The organism is Amycolatopsis albidoflavus (genome assembly GCF_039525725.1).
GTDB lineage: Bacteria > Actinomycetota > Actinomycetes > Mycobacteriales > Pseudonocardiaceae > Amycolatopsis > Amycolatopsis albidoflava.
Genome location: NZ_BAAAHV010000009.1, coordinates 83,822 through 101,234 on the forward strand (window position 1 = coordinate 83,822; position 17,413 = coordinate 101,234).

Consider the following 17,413-nt stretch of genomic DNA (forward strand, 5'->3'; position numbering starts at 1 on the left):
ATGACCGAGAGCAAGACCATCCGCTGGGACAAGGATTCCGACGGCATCGTCACGCTGACCCTGGACGACCCGGACCAGTCGGCCAACACGATGAACCAGGCCTTCCGCGAGTCGCTCGCCGCGACCGTGGACCGGCTGGAGGCGGAGAAGGACGACATCGCCGGCGTCGTGCTCACCTCGGCGAAGAAGACCTTCTTCGCCGGCGGCGACCTGCGCGACCTGATCCAGGCGCAGCCGGAGCACGCGGCCGAGATCACCGCGTCCAGCACCGCGATGAAGGGCCAGATGCGCCGGCTCGAGCAGCTGGGCAAGCCGGTCGTCGCGGCCATCAACGGCGCGGCGCTCGGCGGCGGTCTCGAGATCGCGCTGGCGACGCACCACCGCATCGCGGCCGACGTCAAGGGCAGCCAGATCGGCCTTCCCGAGGTCACCCTCGGCCTGCTGCCCGGCGGCGGCGGCGTGGTCCGCACCGTGCGGCTGCTCGGCATCCAGAGCGCGCTGCTGAACGTGCTGCTGCAGGGCCAGCGGCTCAAGCCGCGCAAGGCGCTGGAGCTGGGCCTGGTGCACGAAGTCGTGGACACCGTCGACGAACTGGTGCCCGCCGCGAAGGCGTGGATCAAGGCCAACCCCGAGGGCGGCGTGCAGCCGTGGGACGTCAAGGGCTACAAGATCCCGGGCGGCACCCCGTCGAACCCGAGCTTCGCGGCGAACCTGCCCGCGTTCCCGGCGAACCTGCGCAAGCAGCTCAAGGGCGCGCCGATGCCCGCGCCGCGCGCGATCCTCGCCGCCGCGATCGAGGGTTCGCAGGTCGACTTCGACACCGCGATCCAGGTCGAGACGCGTTACTTCGTGAGCCTGGCCATCGGGCAGGTTTCGAAGAACATGACCAAGGCGTTCTTCTTCGACCTGCAGTCGATCAACTCCGGCGGTTCGCGTCCGGACGGGTTCGAGAAGTACACGGCCAAGAAGGTCGGCGTGCTCGGCGCCGGGATGATGGGTGCCGCGATCGCGTACGTGTCTGCGAAGGCGGGCATTGACGTCGTGCTCAAGGACGTCTCGCAGGAGGCGGCCGACAAGGGCAAGGGCTACGCGGTCAAGCTCGAGGAGAAGGCGCTCTCGCGCGGCAAGACCACGCAGGAGAAGTCGGACGCGCTGCTGGCGCGGATCAAGCCGACCGCCGACCCGGCCGACTTCGCGGGCGTCGACTTCGTGATCGAGGCCGTGTTCGAGAGCGTCGAGCTGAAGCACAAGGTGTTCGGCGAGATCGAGAGCATCGTCAACGCGGACGCGGTGCTGGGCTCCAACACCTCGACCCTGCCGATCACCGCGCTGGCCGAGGGCGTGCAGCGGACCGAGGACTTCATCGGGATCCACTTCTTCTCGCCGGTGGACAAGATGCCGCTGGTCGAGATCATCTGCGGGGAGAAGACGTCGCCGGCCACGCTGGCGAAGGTCTTCGACTACACCCTGCAGATCCGCAAGACCCCGATCGTCGTCAACGACAGCCGCGGCTTCTTCACCTCGCGGGTCATCGGCACCTTCATCAACGAGGCCGTGGCCGCGCTGGGCGAGGGCGTCGAGCCGGCGTCGATCGAGCAGGCGGGTTCGCAGGCCGGCTACCCGGCGCCGCCGCTGCAGCTGATGGACGAGCTGACCCTGACGCTGCCGCGCAAGATCCGGGCGGAAACCCGCGCCGCGATCGAGGCCGAGGGCGGCACCTGGACGCCGCACGCGTCCGAGGCCGTCATCGACACGATGCTCGACAAGTACGACCGCAAGGGCCGCTCCACCGGAGCGGGCTTCTACGAGTACGACGAGAACGGCAAGCGCACCGGTCTGTGGCCGGGTCTGCGCGAGGCGTTCGGCTCGGGTTCGGCGGACGTGCCGTTCGAGGACCTCAAGGAGCGCATGCTCTTCGCCGAGGCGCTGGAAACGGTGAAGTGCTTCGACGAGGGCGTCCTGACCACGGTCGCGGACGCCAACATCGGGTCCATCTTCGGTATCGGCTTCCCGGCCTGGACCGGCGGCGTGATCCAGTACATCAACCAGTACTCGGGCGGGCTGCAGGGCTTCGTGGACCGGGCTCGCGAACTGGCGGCGCGGTACGGCAGCCACTTCGAGCCGCCGCAGTCGCTGGTGGAGAAGGCCGCCAAGGGCGAGATTTACGAATAAGGCCTGAGCTTGTGGCAGCGGGGCCGCTCCGGGGTTTTCCCTGGCGCGGCCCCGTTTTTCGCGGAGGTGACGATGACGGAACAGCAGCTGCCGGTGTTGGACGAACATCGGGTCGTCGTGCGGGCGGACGCCGAGGCGACCTGGCGGGCGATCAACCAGGTCGTCGAGCGCGTCTCCGGCCGATTGGCGACTGGCTACGCCTGGGCGGTCGGCGCCGCCGACTGGAAAGCAGCCGGCCCTCGTCCGCTCGCTGAAGGCTCGACTGTTCCCGGCTTCCGGGTCGTCGCGGCCGAACCGCACGAGCTGCTCGTGCTTGCCGGGCGGCATCGGTTTTCTGAGTACCGCCTTACCTTCCGGCTCGAAGCTGTCTCGGATGGACAGACCTTGGTCCGCGCCGAGAGCCGCGCCCGGTTTCCTGGAATATTCGGGTCTGGTTACCGCTTGCTCGTCATCGGAAGCGGTGGGCACGCGGTCGGCATGCGGAGATTGCTGGGAACGATCGCCCGCCTCGCGAACAATTAATTCCCTGTTCGTGAATTGATCTACGATTTTCGTAGCAAGACGGGAAATTGATCAATGCTCGCCGGGGGACCCGTCGCTCAGCGCAACCACGCGTCCCGCGAACGGCTGAACCCGCCGCCACCCGAACGGCCGCAAGCCGCCCGCGGAAAACCGGGAAACCGTTGCCATGACGGCACAATTCCGGGACCCGTCCCCGGAGCCGCGTGGTTTACTTCGGCATGGACCAGACGGTGGCCGTCGCTGGGGAACAACTCGCGTTCGCTGGGGCAGATCGGCTTGTCAAACTCATCGGGGCGCTTTATCAGCGGCCCCGCGTCGGCGACCGGCCGCGCGAATTGCAGGACGACGGAGAATGGCGGCGCGGTTATCACCGGGAACGCGCGGGGCGGCGAGGGCTGCCCATGGTGTGTCTCGTCGGCGACGCGCGCGAGGGGGCGCTTGAGGAGCTGGGCTCGCGGTTGCAGAACGCGAAACCGGCGGGCACGGTGCGTTCTGTCTACCTCTCGCTCGCTGATCGGCCGGACGTCGACCCGCCGGGCAAGGCCACCGAGGCGACCGTCGAGGTGGTGCGCGACATTCTGTGGCGCGTCCGCAACACCCTCGTCCGCAGTTCTCGCACGCGGGAAAGCCGCTTGCGGTTCCGGCTGTTCACGCTCGTCGACCAGCTCATGGCGAAGCGGTTTCCGGACGGCGAAACCGATACCGAAGCAATCCTGCTGCGCGAACTGCAGGAGAACGGCCTGCTGGTCCGCTTCCGCTCGGCCATCGACAGCGTCAGCCGCGAGTTGGTGCCGCAGCATCCGGCGTGGCGGTTTCCGTTGCTGCTGTTGCGCTGGCTGACGATCGGCTTCTTCCGGCTCGCTGTCACCGGGCGCGTGCCGGGCCTGTCCGGGCGGTACCGGTGGTTCCTGCGCCAGCCGCATCTCGCGCCGGAGATGTCCGGCAGCTTCGTCCGCTTCGCGATGCGGCTCACCGACGGCGAATGGCAGCACGAGTCGCCCCAGTACGTTTCGCGGCTGCTGGTCAACGCGTTCCTGGAGGACCTGCGCCGCGAGTACCGGCTGCGGCCGTGGCAGTTTTGGCGGCGGCGCCGGATGACGTATCCGGTGCTGCTGCTCGACGAGGTCGGCCCGGCCAACGGCGGGTACCGGCTGCTCGACCTGATCAACGAGGTCCGCAACCAGGTCGGCCTCTTCGACCCGCTGCTTGTGGTGAGCGCGAGCCAGGCGCCGCCGCCGGACGCCGCGCCGAGCGAGGACCGGCCGAAGTACTACGCCGCCGATTCCGCCGACGCGTACCGGGTGTGGCAGAACCGGCTCAGCGCGGACCGGCGGGCCCGCCGCCCCACCGCGTGGTACCTGCCGATCGGTCTCGACGCGCCGCACACCGAAACCGAAAAAACCGAGGTGCGCAAGCGAATGCTGGCGCTCGGCGAGCACTACGACCTGTCCGGCGGACGCGCCCGGGCAGCGTGGTGGACGACGCGCTGGGTCCGGGCCGGGGTGCCCGCGGTGGTGCTCGCGCTGGTCGCCGGGTTCGCCGTGGTGCGCTATCAGTCCTTTCTGGACAGTCACTGCGGCACCTCGAGCGAGTGGCTGGCGCGGGTGGACGACCAGTGCGTCGGAGTGTCCGACGGCACCTTCACGCTGTTCTCCCCGCTCGACAAAGAGGGGACGATCCAGCAGGTCGAAGCCGTGATCGCGGACCAGAACCGGCGGGCCGAAGAACTGCACCGGCAGCATCCGGAACGGCCGTACATCACGCTGGTCGACCTGGAGGCGCTGACGTCGTCGAACGGCACCGCCGAAGGCCTCACCGCGGAACGGGAATCGCTGGAGGGCTTCGCCGTCGCACAGTCGCGGCAACTCGACGCGACCGCCGCGGCCGAACCGATCGTGCGCATGCTGATCGCCAACGGCGGCAAGGGAATGCTGCAGGGAGCCGCGGTCTCGAAGACGCTGCTGGAGATGGCGAAACAGGACCCCAGCATCGTCGGCGTGGTCGGGCTCGACATGAGCAGCGCGCCGACGTCCGACACGATCCGCGCGCTCGGCGACGCGGGCATTCCGGTGGTCGCCGCGACGCTCACCGCCGACCAGCTCGCGGACCAGAATCCGATCTACTTCCAGGTCGCGCCGCAGAACCGCCGGGAAGCCGCGGTGGCCGCGGCGTTCGCCGCCCAACGGCCCGGCCCCCGGTCGCTGCGGGTCTACTATCCCGACGACGACGCCGATTTCTACAGCATGAACCTCCGCGACGACGTGCTGGCAGCCTTTAAGCAGAAGGGTTTCACGGTCGAAGCGCGCGCGTTCGAGCCGGACGGCGGGCCAGCCGGAAAATCCGCGCACCTGCGGGACGGCTACCGGAATGTCGGCAACGCAGGAGCGGCCGGGCGGGACAGCTGTTCCTACGACGGCGACGCGTTTTTCGCCGGCCGAGGCGTCCCCGACTTCGGGGCGTTCCTCGCCGGAGCCGCACAGTGCGGCAGCACCGCGACCATCATCGGCGACGACGACGTCTCGCGTTTCGTCGCGGATTCCGTTGCGCGAGAACGCAACCGCGCGCTGCCGTACTACTATCTCGCGCTCGCGAACGCACCAGCCACACCGGCGAAGGGCCTCGCGCGCGACTTCTACGCCACGCTCAACGCCAAGTTCGCCTTCGAGCACACCGAGAAAGGCCGGTCGTTCGACGGTCACGCCGCGCTGTCCTACGACGCCGCACTGGTGATGATCACCGCGACCGCGTACCTACGCGAGACGTCATCGAACATCCCGGTGACGCCAGGCGCGGTGTGGCGCGAGATCACCGCGATCCACACCTCGCGGCCGGATGCGAACCAGACCAACAAATACATCGAGGGCGTCAGCGGCACCATCGACTACGGCGGCGACATCGGCAGACACGTCCCGCAGGACAAACCACTCGCGGTACTGCAGGTCCAAGGCGGCGAGGTCGACCCGGCTTTGCAGGGCTTCTGCGGGAAGGCGGTCGTCCGGGCGCCGGATCCTTGGTGCCCGGCGGACGGCTGAGCCGCTGTAACAGTTTTCCGCGGATTCCCGACCTCCTCGATTGTCTGGATTGCGAGGAGGCACCGCATGCTGCGGAAACTGGGGATGGCTTTGGCCGTAGGCGTTCTGGTCGCCGGATGCGGAGCGGCGCCGACCGGCAACGCACCGTCGGCTGTCACAAGCGAGTATTCGCCGCCGCCGACTACGAGCTACAGCGCACCGGAAACCTCGGCAACGCTGACGGCCCCGTCGACCTCGATCGCGGTCCCGGTCACCACGCCGCCGGTCGCGCCGCCGGTCGCGCCGCCGACCACGGTGGCAAAGCCCAAGATGGCACCGAAAACCCAGGCCGCGCCGCGAGTCACCACGCCCAAGGAGCAGCCAGCACCGGACCCCGCGCCCGCCGACTGCGGTGCTGACTACTACCGCAACTCCTCCGGAAACTGCGTCCACCGCCCGGACTCGAACCCCTCCGGCGCGACCGCGCAGTGCAAGGACGGCAGTTACAGCTATAGCCAGCACCGTTCCGGCACCTGCTCCGGACACGGCGGCGTCAAACAGTGGCTCTGAACCCGCCGGCCCAAGCAAGCGCTGGGCCAAACGGACCAGTCCGCTAAGTCGGATCGATCACGAACCGCCCGTTCCGCCCGCCCCGCCCGGTAGCGTGCGAATCCGGTACGGCATACGGAACGGGGGACGTGGTGGCACGGGCAGGCGCGCGGCCGATCATCGTGGTGCTGGCCTCGTGCGGGCTGGTCGCTTCGTTCATGCAGACGCTGGTCATCCCGTTGATCCCGGCGTTTCCGAGACTGCTGAACACGACGCCGACGGACGCGTCGTGGGTCGTTACCGTCACGCTGCTCGCCGCGGCGGTGTGCACTCCGGTCGCTGGGCGGCTCGGCGATCTTTACGGCAAGCGCCGCGTGCTCCTGGTGAGCCTGGCGGTGCTGATCGCCGGGTCCGTGGTCTCGGCGCTGACCAGTTCGCTCGCGCTGATGATCGTCGGCCGCGGGCTGCAGGGCTGCGCGATGGGCGTCATTCCGCTCGGCATCAGCATCATGCGCGACGAACTGCCGCCGGAACGCGTCAGCGGCGCGATTTCGCTGATGAGCGCGACGCTCGGGGTCGGCGGCGCGATCGGGTTGCCGGTCGCGGCGATCGTGGCCGAGCACGCGGACTGGCACGTCCTGTTCTGGGGCGCGGCCGGGCTCGGGCTCGGCTGTGCGCTGCTGATCCTGCGATTCGTCCCGGAATCGCCGGTCCGCACGCCCGCGCCGTTCGATTTCCTTGGCACGCTCGGGTTGATCGTCGGCCTCACGAGCCTGTTGCTGCCGATCGTGAAGGGCGGCCAATGGGGTTGGGGCAGCCCGGCGACGCTCGGCTTCGCCGCGACCGCGGTGGTCGTTCTCGCGGCTTGGGGCTGGTATCAGCTGCGCCGTCGTGACCCGCTGGTCGATCTGCGTGTTTCGGCGCGGCGGCCGGTGTTGTTCACGAACCTCGCGTCGGTGCTCGTCGGCTTCGCGATGTACGCGATGTCGTTGTCGTTCCCGCAGTTGCTGCAGGCACCGTCGGCGACCGGCTACGGCCTCGGGCTCAGCATGGTCGAAGCCGGGCTGTGCCTCGCACCGAACGGCCTGGTGATGATGGCGCTCTCCCCGGTGTCCGCGCGGCTGACCAACCGCTACGGCGCCCGCGTCACGCTCATGACCGGCGCGACCGTGATCGCGGTCGGCTACGTCTTCGCGATTTTCCTGATGGCCAACGCGGTCGAGCTGATCATCGCGTCGGTGATCATCGGCGCGGGCGTCGGAATCGCTTACGCCGCAATGCCCGCGCTGATCATGAGCGCGGTGCCGGTCACCGAAACCGCGTCGGCGAACGGGCTCAACTCGCTCATGCGTTCCGTCGGCACCTCGACCTCCAGCGCCGTGATGGCCACGATGCTGGCCCACCTCACCATCACGGTCGGCTCGTTCACAGTGCCTTCGCTCGCCGGTTTCCGCGCCACGTTCGCGGTCGCCGCGGTGGCGGCGGTGGCCGGGCTGGCGTTGACCGCGGTGGTGCCGCGATTCCGTGCCGCCAGCCCGGAACTCGCCCGGGTCTAGAGCAGCGGCGGAACAGCCACGTCGATCAGGTGCGGCCCCGGCTCGGCGACCGCGCGCCGGAACTGCTCGGCCAGCTCCTCCGCCGTCGTCGCCCGGGTCGCCGGAACGCCCATGCCCTCGGCGATCTTCACGAAATCCAGGTCCGGACGGCCGATGTCCAGCAGGTCCTTCGCGCGCGGCCCGTCGCCGGACGCGCCGACGCGTTGCAGCTCCATCCGCAGGATCGCGTACGCGTTGTTGTTGAGCACCACCGTGGTCACGTCGAGGTTCTCGCGCGCTTGCGTCCACAGCGCGGAGATCGTGTACATCGCGCTGCCGTCGGATTCGAGGTTGATCACCGGCCGCCGCGGAGCCGCGATCGCCGCGCCGACGGCCACCGGCATGCCGTAGCCGATCGCGCCGCCGGTCAGGGTCAGCACGTCGTGCCGCGGCGCGCCCGCCGTCGCGGCGGGGAGCATGAGACCGGACGTGTTCGCCTCGTCCACGATGATCGCGTTCTCCGGCAGCAGCGCGCCGATCACGTCGACCCAGTTCTGCACGGTGATCGGACCGCTCGGCAGCTCCGGCCGTCCGGCCTCCTGCAGGACCGGCTCGGTGTCCGCGGCGACGAGTGCGGCGACCGCTTCCAGCGCGGCGGCGACGTCCTGGCCGGCGGTCGCGAGGACGTGCACGTCGGCGCCTTCCGGAGTCAGCTCGCTCGGCATGCCGGGGTAGGCGAAGAACGACACCGGTGCCCGCGTGCCCGCGACGATCAGGTGCTTGATCCCGTCCAGCTGGTACTTGGCCTGTTCGGCGAGATACCCCAGCCGTTCGATGTTCGGCAGACCGGCACCGCGCTCCAGCCGCGCCGGGAAAGTTTCGGCGAGCGCCTTCGCCCCGGTCGCGGCGGCGATCCGGCTGGTCGCGCGCAAACCGGCTTCGTGGCAAGCGGATCCGCCGACCAGCAACGCCACCGGCTCACCGCTGCGCAGCACGTCCGCGATCTTCTGCACGGTCGTCGCGTCGACGGTCTGCGGCACGCGCGGCGGAATCGGCTCGCACGTCTCACCGCCCTCGCCCCACGACGCGTCGGCCGGAAGGATCAGCGTCGCGACCCGGCCCGGTGCGTCCTGCGCCGCCGCGACCGCCGCCGCCGCGTCCGCGCCGACGTCCTTCGTGTGCCCGGACCGGCGCACCCAGCCTTCGAGCGTGCCCGCGATCGCGTCGATGTCCGATTCGAGCGGGGCGTCGTACTGCTTGTGATAAGTCGCGTGGTCGCCGATCACGTTGACCACCGGCGTGTGCGCGCGGCGCGCGTTGTGCAGGTTCGCCAGGCCGTTCCCCAGGCCAGGGCCGAGGTGCAGCAGCGTCGCGGCGGGCTTGCCGGCGACTCGCGCGTACCCATCCGCGGCACCGGTCACGACGCCCTCGAACAGCGCGAGCACGCCGCGCATCTCCGGCACCGAATCAAGCGCGGCGACGAAGTGCATCTCCGACGTGCCGGGGTTGGAAAAGCACACGTCGACCCCGCTGTCGACGAGCGTGCGGATGAGGGACTGGGCGCCGTTGAGCGTGCTCACTGTGCTCACTTTCCGGTTTGCGCGAACAGGACGCCGGGGTTCAGGATCCCGGCCGGGTCGAAGCTGTCCTTGACCCGGCGCAGCAGCTCGAGCTTCGCGGGGTCTTCCAGCTTGGCGTAGTACTTCGTCTTGGTGCGGCCGAGGCCGTGCTCGCCGGAGATCGCGCCGCCGAGTTCGTACGCGCAGCCGAAGATGTCGGTCAGCAACCGCGAGCGCGTGTCCGGGTCCTTGCAGAAGATCGCGAGGTGGACGTTGCCGTCGCCGGCGTGCCCGCAGCCGAGCGCGCCGCCGCCGGTCGCCATCGCCAGCTCGCGGGCCTTGGCCATGAATTCCGGCATCGCGGTCCGCGGCACTACCACGTCGATGATGTCGTCCGCGCCCACGGCTTTGGCGTTCCAGAAGGCTTTTTCCCGCGCTTCGATGAGCTTGCGAGCGGAATTGCCTTCGAGCACGTACGCGTCGGTCGCGCCAAGCTCGACCAGCAGTTCGCCGAGCGTCTCGACGTCCTCGCCGAGCCGGTCGGCCACCCGGTTTTCCAGCGCTACGGCCAGATACGCCTGGGTCCGGTCGCGGATTTCCGCCGGGACGCCCAGTTCGAGCTTGTCGTTGTAGACCATCGCGGCCATCGTCAGGTTGTCGATGTACTCGAGGATCTGCGGCGCGAGACCGCTCGCGGCGATCTTCGGCACCGCCGCCATCACCTGCTCGAAATCATCGAACGGGGCGAGCACGGTCGCGCTGTGCGGGAGCCGCGGCTGCAGCTTCACGATCACCTCGGTCACCAGCGCGAGGGTGCCCTCCGAACCGATGATCAGCTGGGTGAGGTCGTAACCGCTGGAAATCTTCGACATCCGGCCGCCCACGCGGATGATCTCGCCGGTCGCGAGCACCGCCTGCAGGCCCGAGACGTTGCCGCGCGTGATGCCGTAGCGGATCGCGCGCATGCCGCCGGCGTTGGTGCCGACGGTGCCGCCGACGCTCGCGCTCAGTTCGCCGGGATAGACGGGGTAGGTGAGGCCGTGCTCGGCGGTCTTCGCGTCGAGTTCGGCCAGCGTGACGCCCGGCTGGACCACGGCGACGTGGTTGCCGGTGTCGATTTCGAGCACCGAGTTCATCCGCTCGAACGAGACGACCAGCCCGCCTTCGACCGGCCGCGCCGCGGCGGACAGCCCGCTGCCGGACCCGCGCGCGGTCACCGGGAGGCCCTCGGCGGAGGCGATCTTCAGCAGCGCGGAGACCTCTTCGGCAGTCGCCGGCTTCGCGACGTACGCCGGTTTCTGGCCGGGAGTGCTGAGTGCTTCGTCGTGCGCGTAATCGTCGGAAATCGCGTCACCGGTCAGCAGGTTCCCAGCTCCGACGGCACCTGCCAGCTGTGTTGCGATCTCGCTCATGCCACTCCCTCGTGCGCGCGTACGTCAAGGCCGAAGCCTAGCTGTTTTGCCACCGGACTGGCCATGAATAGTTTTCACGTTAGCCGACGGAGGGCGGGCACGAAAAAGGCCACGCCGCGGCGTGGCCAGGGGGAGAACCACAGCAGGGACCGGCCCGCGCCAACAGGCCGGCCCCTGGGTTAATCCTCGGTGCCGGTCAGACGAGCCAGCCGAGCACGTGCGCCAGGTGCGCGAGCAGACCCGAGATCAGGTCGTGGCCGTGGTGCACGTGCTGGGTGAACATCTGCATTGAGGGGCTCCTTGTTCGGATTGTTCTTCTGTGGTGCTCTCGCGAGGAGCCAACGCAGATTTCCACCGGTGCTGTCGCGGTGTCAAAACGCGGTTTTCCCAGTCCTGGCAACGGATCGACGGCCGGAGAATCTTCCCATGTTAAACATGTAAGGCTTTCGGGTTTGCCGCCGGGGGTGCACTGTGGACTCTTCGCCACGGTTTGTAGCGAAGGCCGCGTCCGATCACCCTGGGTAGCAGACGCGCACTGCGGCAACCGGGCGGCGTGGCCCCTCGAACCGGTGAATGCGAAGCCACGATTGGTGAGTTGCCGAGGTTCACACCGCCGGGTGATCATCAGGCTCGGATCCCTTGTCTGGCAGCGCATTCCGGGCCGCGTTCATGATCGCGGAGGGTTAACCCGGCTTCACTCTGGCGGAACAATCTGGCCCGATCGGGCAGTGAAAAGGGCCAGTCCCTCCGCGGTGGAGGAACCGGCCCTTGCGCTTGCCGGAAGCGACAGTCAGTCAGCGCGGGCGAACGACAGCGTCTCGCCCTCCACGCCGCGCAGCCACAGGTCCTGCGCGGCCGCGGCCATCTCGGACAGGCCTTCCTCGATCGTCGCGAACACGTTGCCGGGCACCCAGCCCGCGTCGCCGTTGATCAGGAGGTTGTTGCGGCCGTAGAAAATCGCGAGATCCGTGGCACCCTGGTCGCTGTGGGCCTCGCTGCCGTCGTCGTAGCCGTACGCCGGGTTGCCGATTTCCCATGCCTCGAATCCGAAGTAGACCACGTCGCCGGGAATCGGCGTGATGGTCGGATTCTCGCGGCCCGGCTTCGGCTCGGCGAAGGGCGGCACGAGCGTGTAGACCTCGTTGCGCGCGTACTTCGCGTGGTAGGCCGAACCGCTTTGCGGCAGCGCGTCCCACACCGCCTTGCAGGTGCGCGGTGCTTCGTCGTCGAGCAGCCGCGCGCGGCAGGTGACGCCGCGCTTGTCGAGGCTGATGGTGATGTAGCGCGCCATGCCTCAGCTCCCCGTGACCGACGTGACGACCTCGCCCCAGATGCGCAGCGCGTCGTCGACCTGTTCCGCGTTGACGACCAGGGGCGGCACCATGCGCACGACGTTCGAGTACGCACCACAGGTGAGCAACAGCAGCCCGCTCTTGGCAGCCGCTTGTTGCGCGGCCTGCGCGGTGGCCGTGTCCGGTTCGCCGTCCGCAGTAGTGAACTCAGTGCCCACGAGAAGACCGAGACCGCGTACGTCGCCGATAGCCGGCGTCTTGTCCGCGATGACGCGCGCGCCCTCGAGAAGCTGACGCCCGCGCTCCGCGGCATTCTCGACCAAGCCTTCGTCCTGAATGACATCAAGCGTCGCGATGGCTGCCGCGCACGACACCGCGTTGCCGCCGTACGTACCGCCTTGCGAACCTGGGTACGCCTTCGCCATCAGCTCTTCCGAAGCGGCGATGCCCGACAGCGGGAAGCCGCTGGCGAGGCCCTTCGCGATCAGCACGACGTCCGGGTGGACGTCGAAGTGGTCGTGGCCCCAGAACTTGCCGGTGCGGCCGAAGCCCGCCTGCACCTCGTCGAGCACCAGCAGGATGCCGTGCCGGTCGGCGCGCTCGCGCAGCCCGGCCATGAACGCGGTGTTCGCGGGAACGTAGCCGCCCTCGCCGAGCACCGGCTCGATGAAGAACGCGGCCGTCTCGTTCGGCGCGGAGACGGTCTGGAAGAGGTAGTCGAGCTCGCGCAGGGCGAACTTCGTGGCCGTCTCCTCGTCCCAGCCGTAGTGGTAGGCGTACGGGAACGGCGCGACGTGCACGCCGGACATCAGCGGCGAGATGCCCGCGCTGAACCGCGTGCCGGAGGTGGTCATGGTCGCGGCGGCGACCGTGCGGCCGTGGAAGCCGCCCTGGAACACGATGACGTTCGGCCGCTTCGTCGCCTGCCGCGCGAGTCGCAGCGCGGCCTCCACAGCCTCGCTGCCGGAGTTCGCGTAGAAGAGCGAATCGAGCCCGGACGGCAGGACGTCGCCGAGCTTGCGGGTGAGTTCGAGCAGCGGTTGGTGCATGACGGTCGTGTACTGGCCGTGCACGAGCTTGCCGATCTGCTCGCGCGCGGCTTCGACCACGCGCGGGTGACAGTGCCCGGTGCTGGTCACCCCGATCCCCGCGGTGAAGTCGAGATGACGTTTCCCGTCCACGTCGTAGAGGTAAACCCCTTCACCGTGGTCGACGGCGACGGGCGTTGCCTGCTTGAGCAGCGGGGACAGCTGGGCCATGCGGCGCCCTCCTGGGATGCGGGTGGAGACGGTTGTCGATTGTTGACAATATCCATAGCATGAGTTCGGGACAACAGGAACAGGAGCAACCTGGATGAGCGGGATCACCGAGAACGGCGTCGTGGGCGCGGTCGGCAAGGAACTCTTCATCGGCGGCAAGTGGGTCGCCGCGCGCAGCGGGAAGACCTTCGACGTGCAGGACCCCTCCACTGGCGAGGTCCTGTGCCAGGTCGCGGACGCCGGGCCGGAAGACGGTCTCGCGGCGCTCGACGCGGCGGTCGCGGCGCAGTCCGGCTGGGCGGCAGTGGCGCCACGGGAGCGCGGCGAGATCCTGAGCCGCGCGTACAGCAAGCTCATCGAGCGCCGGGACGAGCTGGCACTGCTGATGACGCTGGAGATGGGCAAGCCGCTGGCCGAGGCCGCCGGCGAAATCACTTACGCCGCCGAGTTCTTCCGCTGGTTCGCCGAAGAAGCGGTGCGGATCGACGGCGGCTACGCGGTGGCCCCGAACGGCTCGGGCCGGTTCCTGATCACGCGCCAGCCGGTAGGTTCGACGCTGCTCATCACGCCGTGGAACTTCCCGATGGCGATGGGCACGCGCAAGATCGGCCCGGCCGTCGCCGCGGGCTGCACGATGGTGATCAAGCCCGCCGCGCAGACGCCGCTGTCGATGCTCGCGCTCACCCAAATCCTCGCCGACGCCGGGCTGCCCGAGGGCGTGCTGAACGTCGTCACCACCAAGGACGCGGGCGGCGTGATGGAGCCGCTGATCCGCGACGGACGCGCGCGCAAGCTGTCGTTCACCGGGTCGACCGGGGTCGGGCGCAAACTGCTGGAGCAGTGCGCGGAGAAGGTGCTGCGCACGTCGATGGAGCTGGGCGGCAACGCGCCGTTCGTCGTGTTCGACGACGCGGACCTGGACGCCGCCGTCGAGGGTGCGATGCAGGCAAAGATGCGCAACATCGGCGAGGCGTGCACCGCGGCCAACCGGTTCTACGTGCAGCGCGGCGTCGCCGAGGAGTTCTCCCGCCGGCTCACCGAGCGGATGCAGGCGCTGCCGATGGGCCGCGGCACCGACGAGGGCGTCGTGGTCGGTCCGCTCATCGACGAGGCCGCGGTGAAGAAGGTGACCGAACTGGTCAAGGACGCCACGGACAAGGGCGCGCGCGTGCTCACCGGCGGCTCGCGGGTCGAAGGTCCGGGGCACTTCTACCCGGCGACCGTGCTCACCGACGTACCGGTCGACGCTCGGCTGGCCAGCGAGGAAATCTTCGGCCCGGTCGCGCCGATCACGCCGTTCGACACCGAGGACGAGGCGGTCGAGAAGGCCAACGACACCGAATTCGGCCTGGTGTCCTACCTGTTCACCAGCGACCTGAAGCGCGCGCTGCGCGTGTCGGAACGTTTGGAGGCCGGGATGATCGGCCTCAACCAGGGCATCGTGTCCAACCCGGCGGCTCCGTTCGGCGGCGTCAAGCAGTCCGGTCTCGGCCGCGAGGGCGGCACGGTCGGCATCGACGAGTTCCTGGAGACCAAGTACATCGCGGTGAGCCTGTGACACACCGGATTGCGAGCATCCCGGGCGACGGGATCGGGGTCGACGTCACCATCGAAGCGCGCCGGGTCCTCGACGCGGCCGCGGCGAAGTACGGCTTCTCCTTGGAGTGGACCGAATTCGACTGGAGCTGCGAGCGGTACACAAAGACCGGCGCGATGATGCCGGAGGACGGTGTCGCGCAGCTGTCGGGCTTCGACGGAATCCTGCTCGGCGCGGTCGGCTTCCCCGGTGTGGCGGACCACGTTTCGTTGTGGGGCCTGCTGATTCCGTTGCGGCGGGCGTTCCAGCAGTACGTCAACCTGCGGCCGGTCCGGCTGCTGCCGGGGACGTCCTCGGTGCTGGCCGGGCGGAAGGCCGACGAGCTGGAAATGGTGATCGTCCGGGAGAACTCCGAGGGCGAGTACTCCTCGATCGGCGGGCGGCACAACGCCGGGCGGCCGGACGAGTTCGTGCTGCAGGAGTCGGTGTTCACGCGGGTCGGGGTGGAACGGATCATCCGGTACGCCTTCGAGCTCGCGCGCACGCGTTCGCAGCACGTCACTTCGGCGACCAAGTCCAACGGGCTGATCCACTCGATGCCTTACTGGGACGAGATTTTCGCCGAGGTCGCCGCGCGGTATCCGGACGTCCGCGCGGAACAGTGCCATGTGGACGCTCTCGCCGCGCGGATGGTGCAGGCTCCGGACCGGCTCGACGTGGTGGTGGCGTCGAACCTGTTCGGCGACATCCTGAGCGACCTGGCGGCCGCGATCACCGGCGGATTGGGCATGGCGCCGTCCGGAAACATCAACCCATCAGGTGACTTTCCGTCGATGTTCGAGGCCGTTCACGGCAGTGCTCCGGACATCGCCGGACAGGGCATCGCGAACCCGGTCGCCCAGATCCTCGCCGGGGCGATGCTGCTCGATCACCTCGGGGAAACCGTTGCCGCACAAGCGATCCGCGCCTCGGTCGACGAGGTGCTGGCTGCGGGCGAAACGCTCACCCCCGACCTCGGCGGAACCGCTACCACAACCTCGCTCGGCGCCGCGGTGGCTGATTCGCTCCGCTGATTTTTCGTCGGTGCCGCGAGGTTCACTCTTCCCTGACCCGGTCGGCGGGTCCCCGAGGGGAGGAGGGCACCGATGTGCCAGATGTGCGAGGAGCCGGAAAGATCCGAGGAGCAGCACCTGATCGAGGTGCTGGACCGGATCAGGGAGTACGGATGGTGCGTCCAGGGCGTGCGGGAACCAGGTTCCCGGCCGCCCTGGGCGTACACCGCGGGCCTGACCGGGCAAGGGCTGCCGGAACTGGTGGTCACCGGATTGTCGTTGCGCGAAGCGACATACGTGCTCAACGCCGGGGCCGAACATATCCTGCATACCGGCCCGCCGGAGCCCGGCGAACAGTGGCTGCTGCCCCGGCTGCCCGCGCTGGAAGTGGTGCGGCTCAGCGCGCCCGCGACGCACCTGTACATGGCGGTTTGCTGCTATGGCGCGAGAATCGAAGCCAGGCAGCTGGTCTACGCCGATCCGGCGGGCCGGTTCCCGTGGTCGCCGCAGTACAACTTCGGCCTCGGCGGACAGCCCGTGCTGGGGGTGCGCGATGCCTGAGTTTTTCCTGCTGCGCCAGGCTTTTTCGCGCTTTCGCCCGGTAGACTCGGAGCATGCCCGAACTTGTGGCCCCCACCGTCCGGTTGCATCGCTCGTGGCTGGAAGCACACATCGAATGGGGCCCAGGCCTGCACGAGGACGGCTTCGGCCTGTCGGCGTCGGACGAGGTCGATTCGCCAGCTGGCTTCGCCGCCTGGGTGAACTCTTTGACGCGGGACCGAGCTCGGTACCGCTGGCTAGTCGAGGACGGCCGGGTACTCGGCGGAATCGCTCTGCGCTCTGGCCCGGCGGAGTACGTTTCGTGGGCCGGGCACCTCGGCTTCGGCATCCGCCCGTCGGCGCGCGGCCGCGGTCTGGCTTCCTGGGCATTGCGCGAGATGCTGACCGAGGCCCGGGAATTGCCTCGGGTGCTTTTGGTGTGCGCGGGGGAGAACCTGGCGTCCGCCAAGACGATCGAACGCGCGGGCGGGGTGCTGGAGGAAGTGCGCCAGACCGATCACGGGCCGGTGCGGAGGTACTGGATCACGACCTGAGCCGTTCAGCCGGCGCGTTCCGTCACCGCGATCGCCTCGCGGAGGGTCCGCCGTGCCCGCGCGATGTCTTCCGCCCGGCGGTCGAGTTCGGTGAGCTGGGTGCGCAGCGCGCCCAGCACTCCCGGACACGGACGCAACGAACCGTCCGTTTCGGCGCACGGCAGCATCCGCTTGATCAGGCTGGTCGGCAACCCGGCCGCCAGCAGCGCGCGAATCTGCCGCACGGTCTGCTCGGCGGACGGGGCGTAGTCGCGGTAGCCGTTGGGCAGCCGGTCCGCCGTCAGCAGGCCGACGCGTTCGTAGTACCGCAGGAGCCGTTCGCTGGTCCCGGTGCGCTCGGCCAGCTGCCCGATTCGCATCGCCCCTCCGCTGAGCTTGACCTTGGCACGGTGTCAACGTTCAACACTGGCCCCGGCGGC

At 68.9% G+C, this 17,413-nt stretch carries 14 protein-coding genes; 9 read left to right on the forward strand and 5 right to left on the reverse strand.

All coding sequences use genetic code 11. The features are described from left to right. The 5 genes from ABD156_RS12290 to ABD156_RS12310 all read left to right on the forward strand — a co-directional run bounded on the left by ABD156_RS12290 (nucleotide 1) and on the right by ABD156_RS12310 (nucleotide 7,810). Nucleotides 1–2,172, forward strand: a complete 2,172-nt coding sequence (locus ABD156_RS12290) for a 3-hydroxyacyl-CoA dehydrogenase NAD-binding domain-containing protein (RefSeq protein ID WP_344270991.1) — start codon at nucleotides 1–3, stop codon at nucleotides 2,170–2,172. 72 nt (nucleotides 2,173–2,244) lie between these two features. Further along, on the forward strand, nucleotides 2,245–2,694 hold the full coding sequence (locus ABD156_RS12295; protein ID WP_344270994.1) for a hypothetical protein: 450 nt from the start codon (nucleotides 2,245–2,247) through the stop codon (nucleotides 2,692–2,694). 203 nt (nucleotides 2,695–2,897) lie between these two features. Further along, a complete protein-coding gene (locus tag ABD156_RS12300) occupies nucleotides 2,898–5,726 on the forward strand; it encodes a hypothetical protein (RefSeq protein ID WP_344270997.1) in 2,829 nt (942 codons plus the stop codon). Between the two features lie 66 nt (nucleotides 5,727–5,792). Next, nucleotides 5,793–6,275: a DUF3761 domain-containing protein gene (locus tag ABD156_RS12305; protein ID WP_344271000.1), complete on the forward strand. Its 483-nt coding sequence runs from the start codon at nucleotides 5,793–5,795 to the stop codon at nucleotides 6,273–6,275. A gap of 131 nt (nucleotides 6,276–6,406) precedes the next feature. Further along, nucleotides 6,407–7,810, forward strand: a complete 1,404-nt coding sequence (locus ABD156_RS12310) for an MFS transporter (protein WP_344272292.1) — start codon at nucleotides 6,407–6,409, stop codon at nucleotides 7,808–7,810. On the opposite strand, the gene ABD156_RS12315 is transcribed toward ABD156_RS12310, so the two are convergent. The 4 genes from ABD156_RS12315 to ABD156_RS12330 form a co-directional block, all read right to left on the reverse strand. Then, nucleotides 7,807–9,369 carry an acetolactate synthase large subunit gene (locus tag ABD156_RS12315; protein WP_344271003.1) on the reverse strand — a complete coding sequence of 521 codons (1,563 nt, stop codon included), beginning with the start codon at nucleotides 9,367–9,369 and terminating at the stop codon, nucleotides 7,807–7,809. The two genes, ABD156_RS12310 and ABD156_RS12315, sit on opposite strands and share 4 nt — an antisense overlap. 5 nt (nucleotides 9,370–9,374) lie before the next feature. Further along, nucleotides 9,375–10,760, reverse strand: coding sequence for an FAD-binding oxidoreductase (locus ABD156_RS12320; RefSeq protein WP_344271006.1), 1,386 nt, complete (start codon nucleotides 10,758–10,760; stop codon nucleotides 9,375–9,377). 790 nt (nucleotides 10,761–11,550) lie between these two features. Beyond that, complete coding sequence (locus ABD156_RS12325) at nucleotides 11,551–12,051, reverse strand: DUF3830 family protein (protein WP_067576183.1); 501 nt, start codon at nucleotides 12,049–12,051, stop codon at nucleotides 11,551–11,553. A gap of 3 nt (nucleotides 12,052–12,054) precedes the next feature. After that, nucleotides 12,055–13,311: an aspartate aminotransferase family protein gene (locus ABD156_RS12330; RefSeq protein ID WP_344271012.1), complete on the reverse strand. Its 1,257-nt coding sequence runs from the start codon at nucleotides 13,309–13,311 to the stop codon at nucleotides 12,055–12,057. A 94-nt stretch (nucleotides 13,312–13,405) separates the two neighbouring features. On the opposite strand from ABD156_RS12330, the gene ABD156_RS12335 reads away from it, so the two are divergent. From ABD156_RS12335 to ABD156_RS12350, 4 genes are all read left to right on the forward strand, one after another. Then, nucleotides 13,406–14,869: an NAD-dependent succinate-semialdehyde dehydrogenase gene (locus ABD156_RS12335; protein ID WP_344271015.1), complete on the forward strand. Its 1,464-nt coding sequence runs from the start codon at nucleotides 13,406–13,408 to the stop codon at nucleotides 14,867–14,869. Then, nucleotides 14,866–15,921, forward strand: coding sequence for a tartrate dehydrogenase (locus ABD156_RS12340; protein ID WP_344271018.1), 1,056 nt, complete (start codon nucleotides 14,866–14,868; stop codon nucleotides 15,919–15,921). The genes ABD156_RS12335 and ABD156_RS12340 overlap by 4 nt, the downstream gene beginning before the upstream one ends. A 72-nt stretch (nucleotides 15,922–15,993) precedes the next feature. Further along, nucleotides 15,994–16,461 carry a DUF4262 domain-containing protein gene (locus ABD156_RS12345; RefSeq protein ID WP_344271021.1) on the forward strand — a complete coding sequence of 156 codons (468 nt, stop codon included), beginning with the start codon at nucleotides 15,994–15,996 and terminating at the stop codon, nucleotides 16,459–16,461. 53 nt (nucleotides 16,462–16,514) lie between these two features. After that, entirely contained in the window at nucleotides 16,515–16,994 is a 480-nt protein-coding gene (locus ABD156_RS12350) for a GNAT family N-acetyltransferase (protein WP_344271024.1), read from the forward strand. Between the two features lie 5 nt (nucleotides 16,995–16,999). Here the strand turns inward: ABD156_RS12350 and ABD156_RS12355 are convergent, their stop codons facing one another. Next, nucleotides 17,000–17,353: a MerR family transcriptional regulator gene (locus ABD156_RS12355; RefSeq protein WP_344271026.1), complete on the reverse strand. Its 354-nt coding sequence runs from the start codon at nucleotides 17,351–17,353 to the stop codon at nucleotides 17,000–17,002. Between the last annotated feature and the right edge of the window lie 60 nt (nucleotides 17,354–17,413).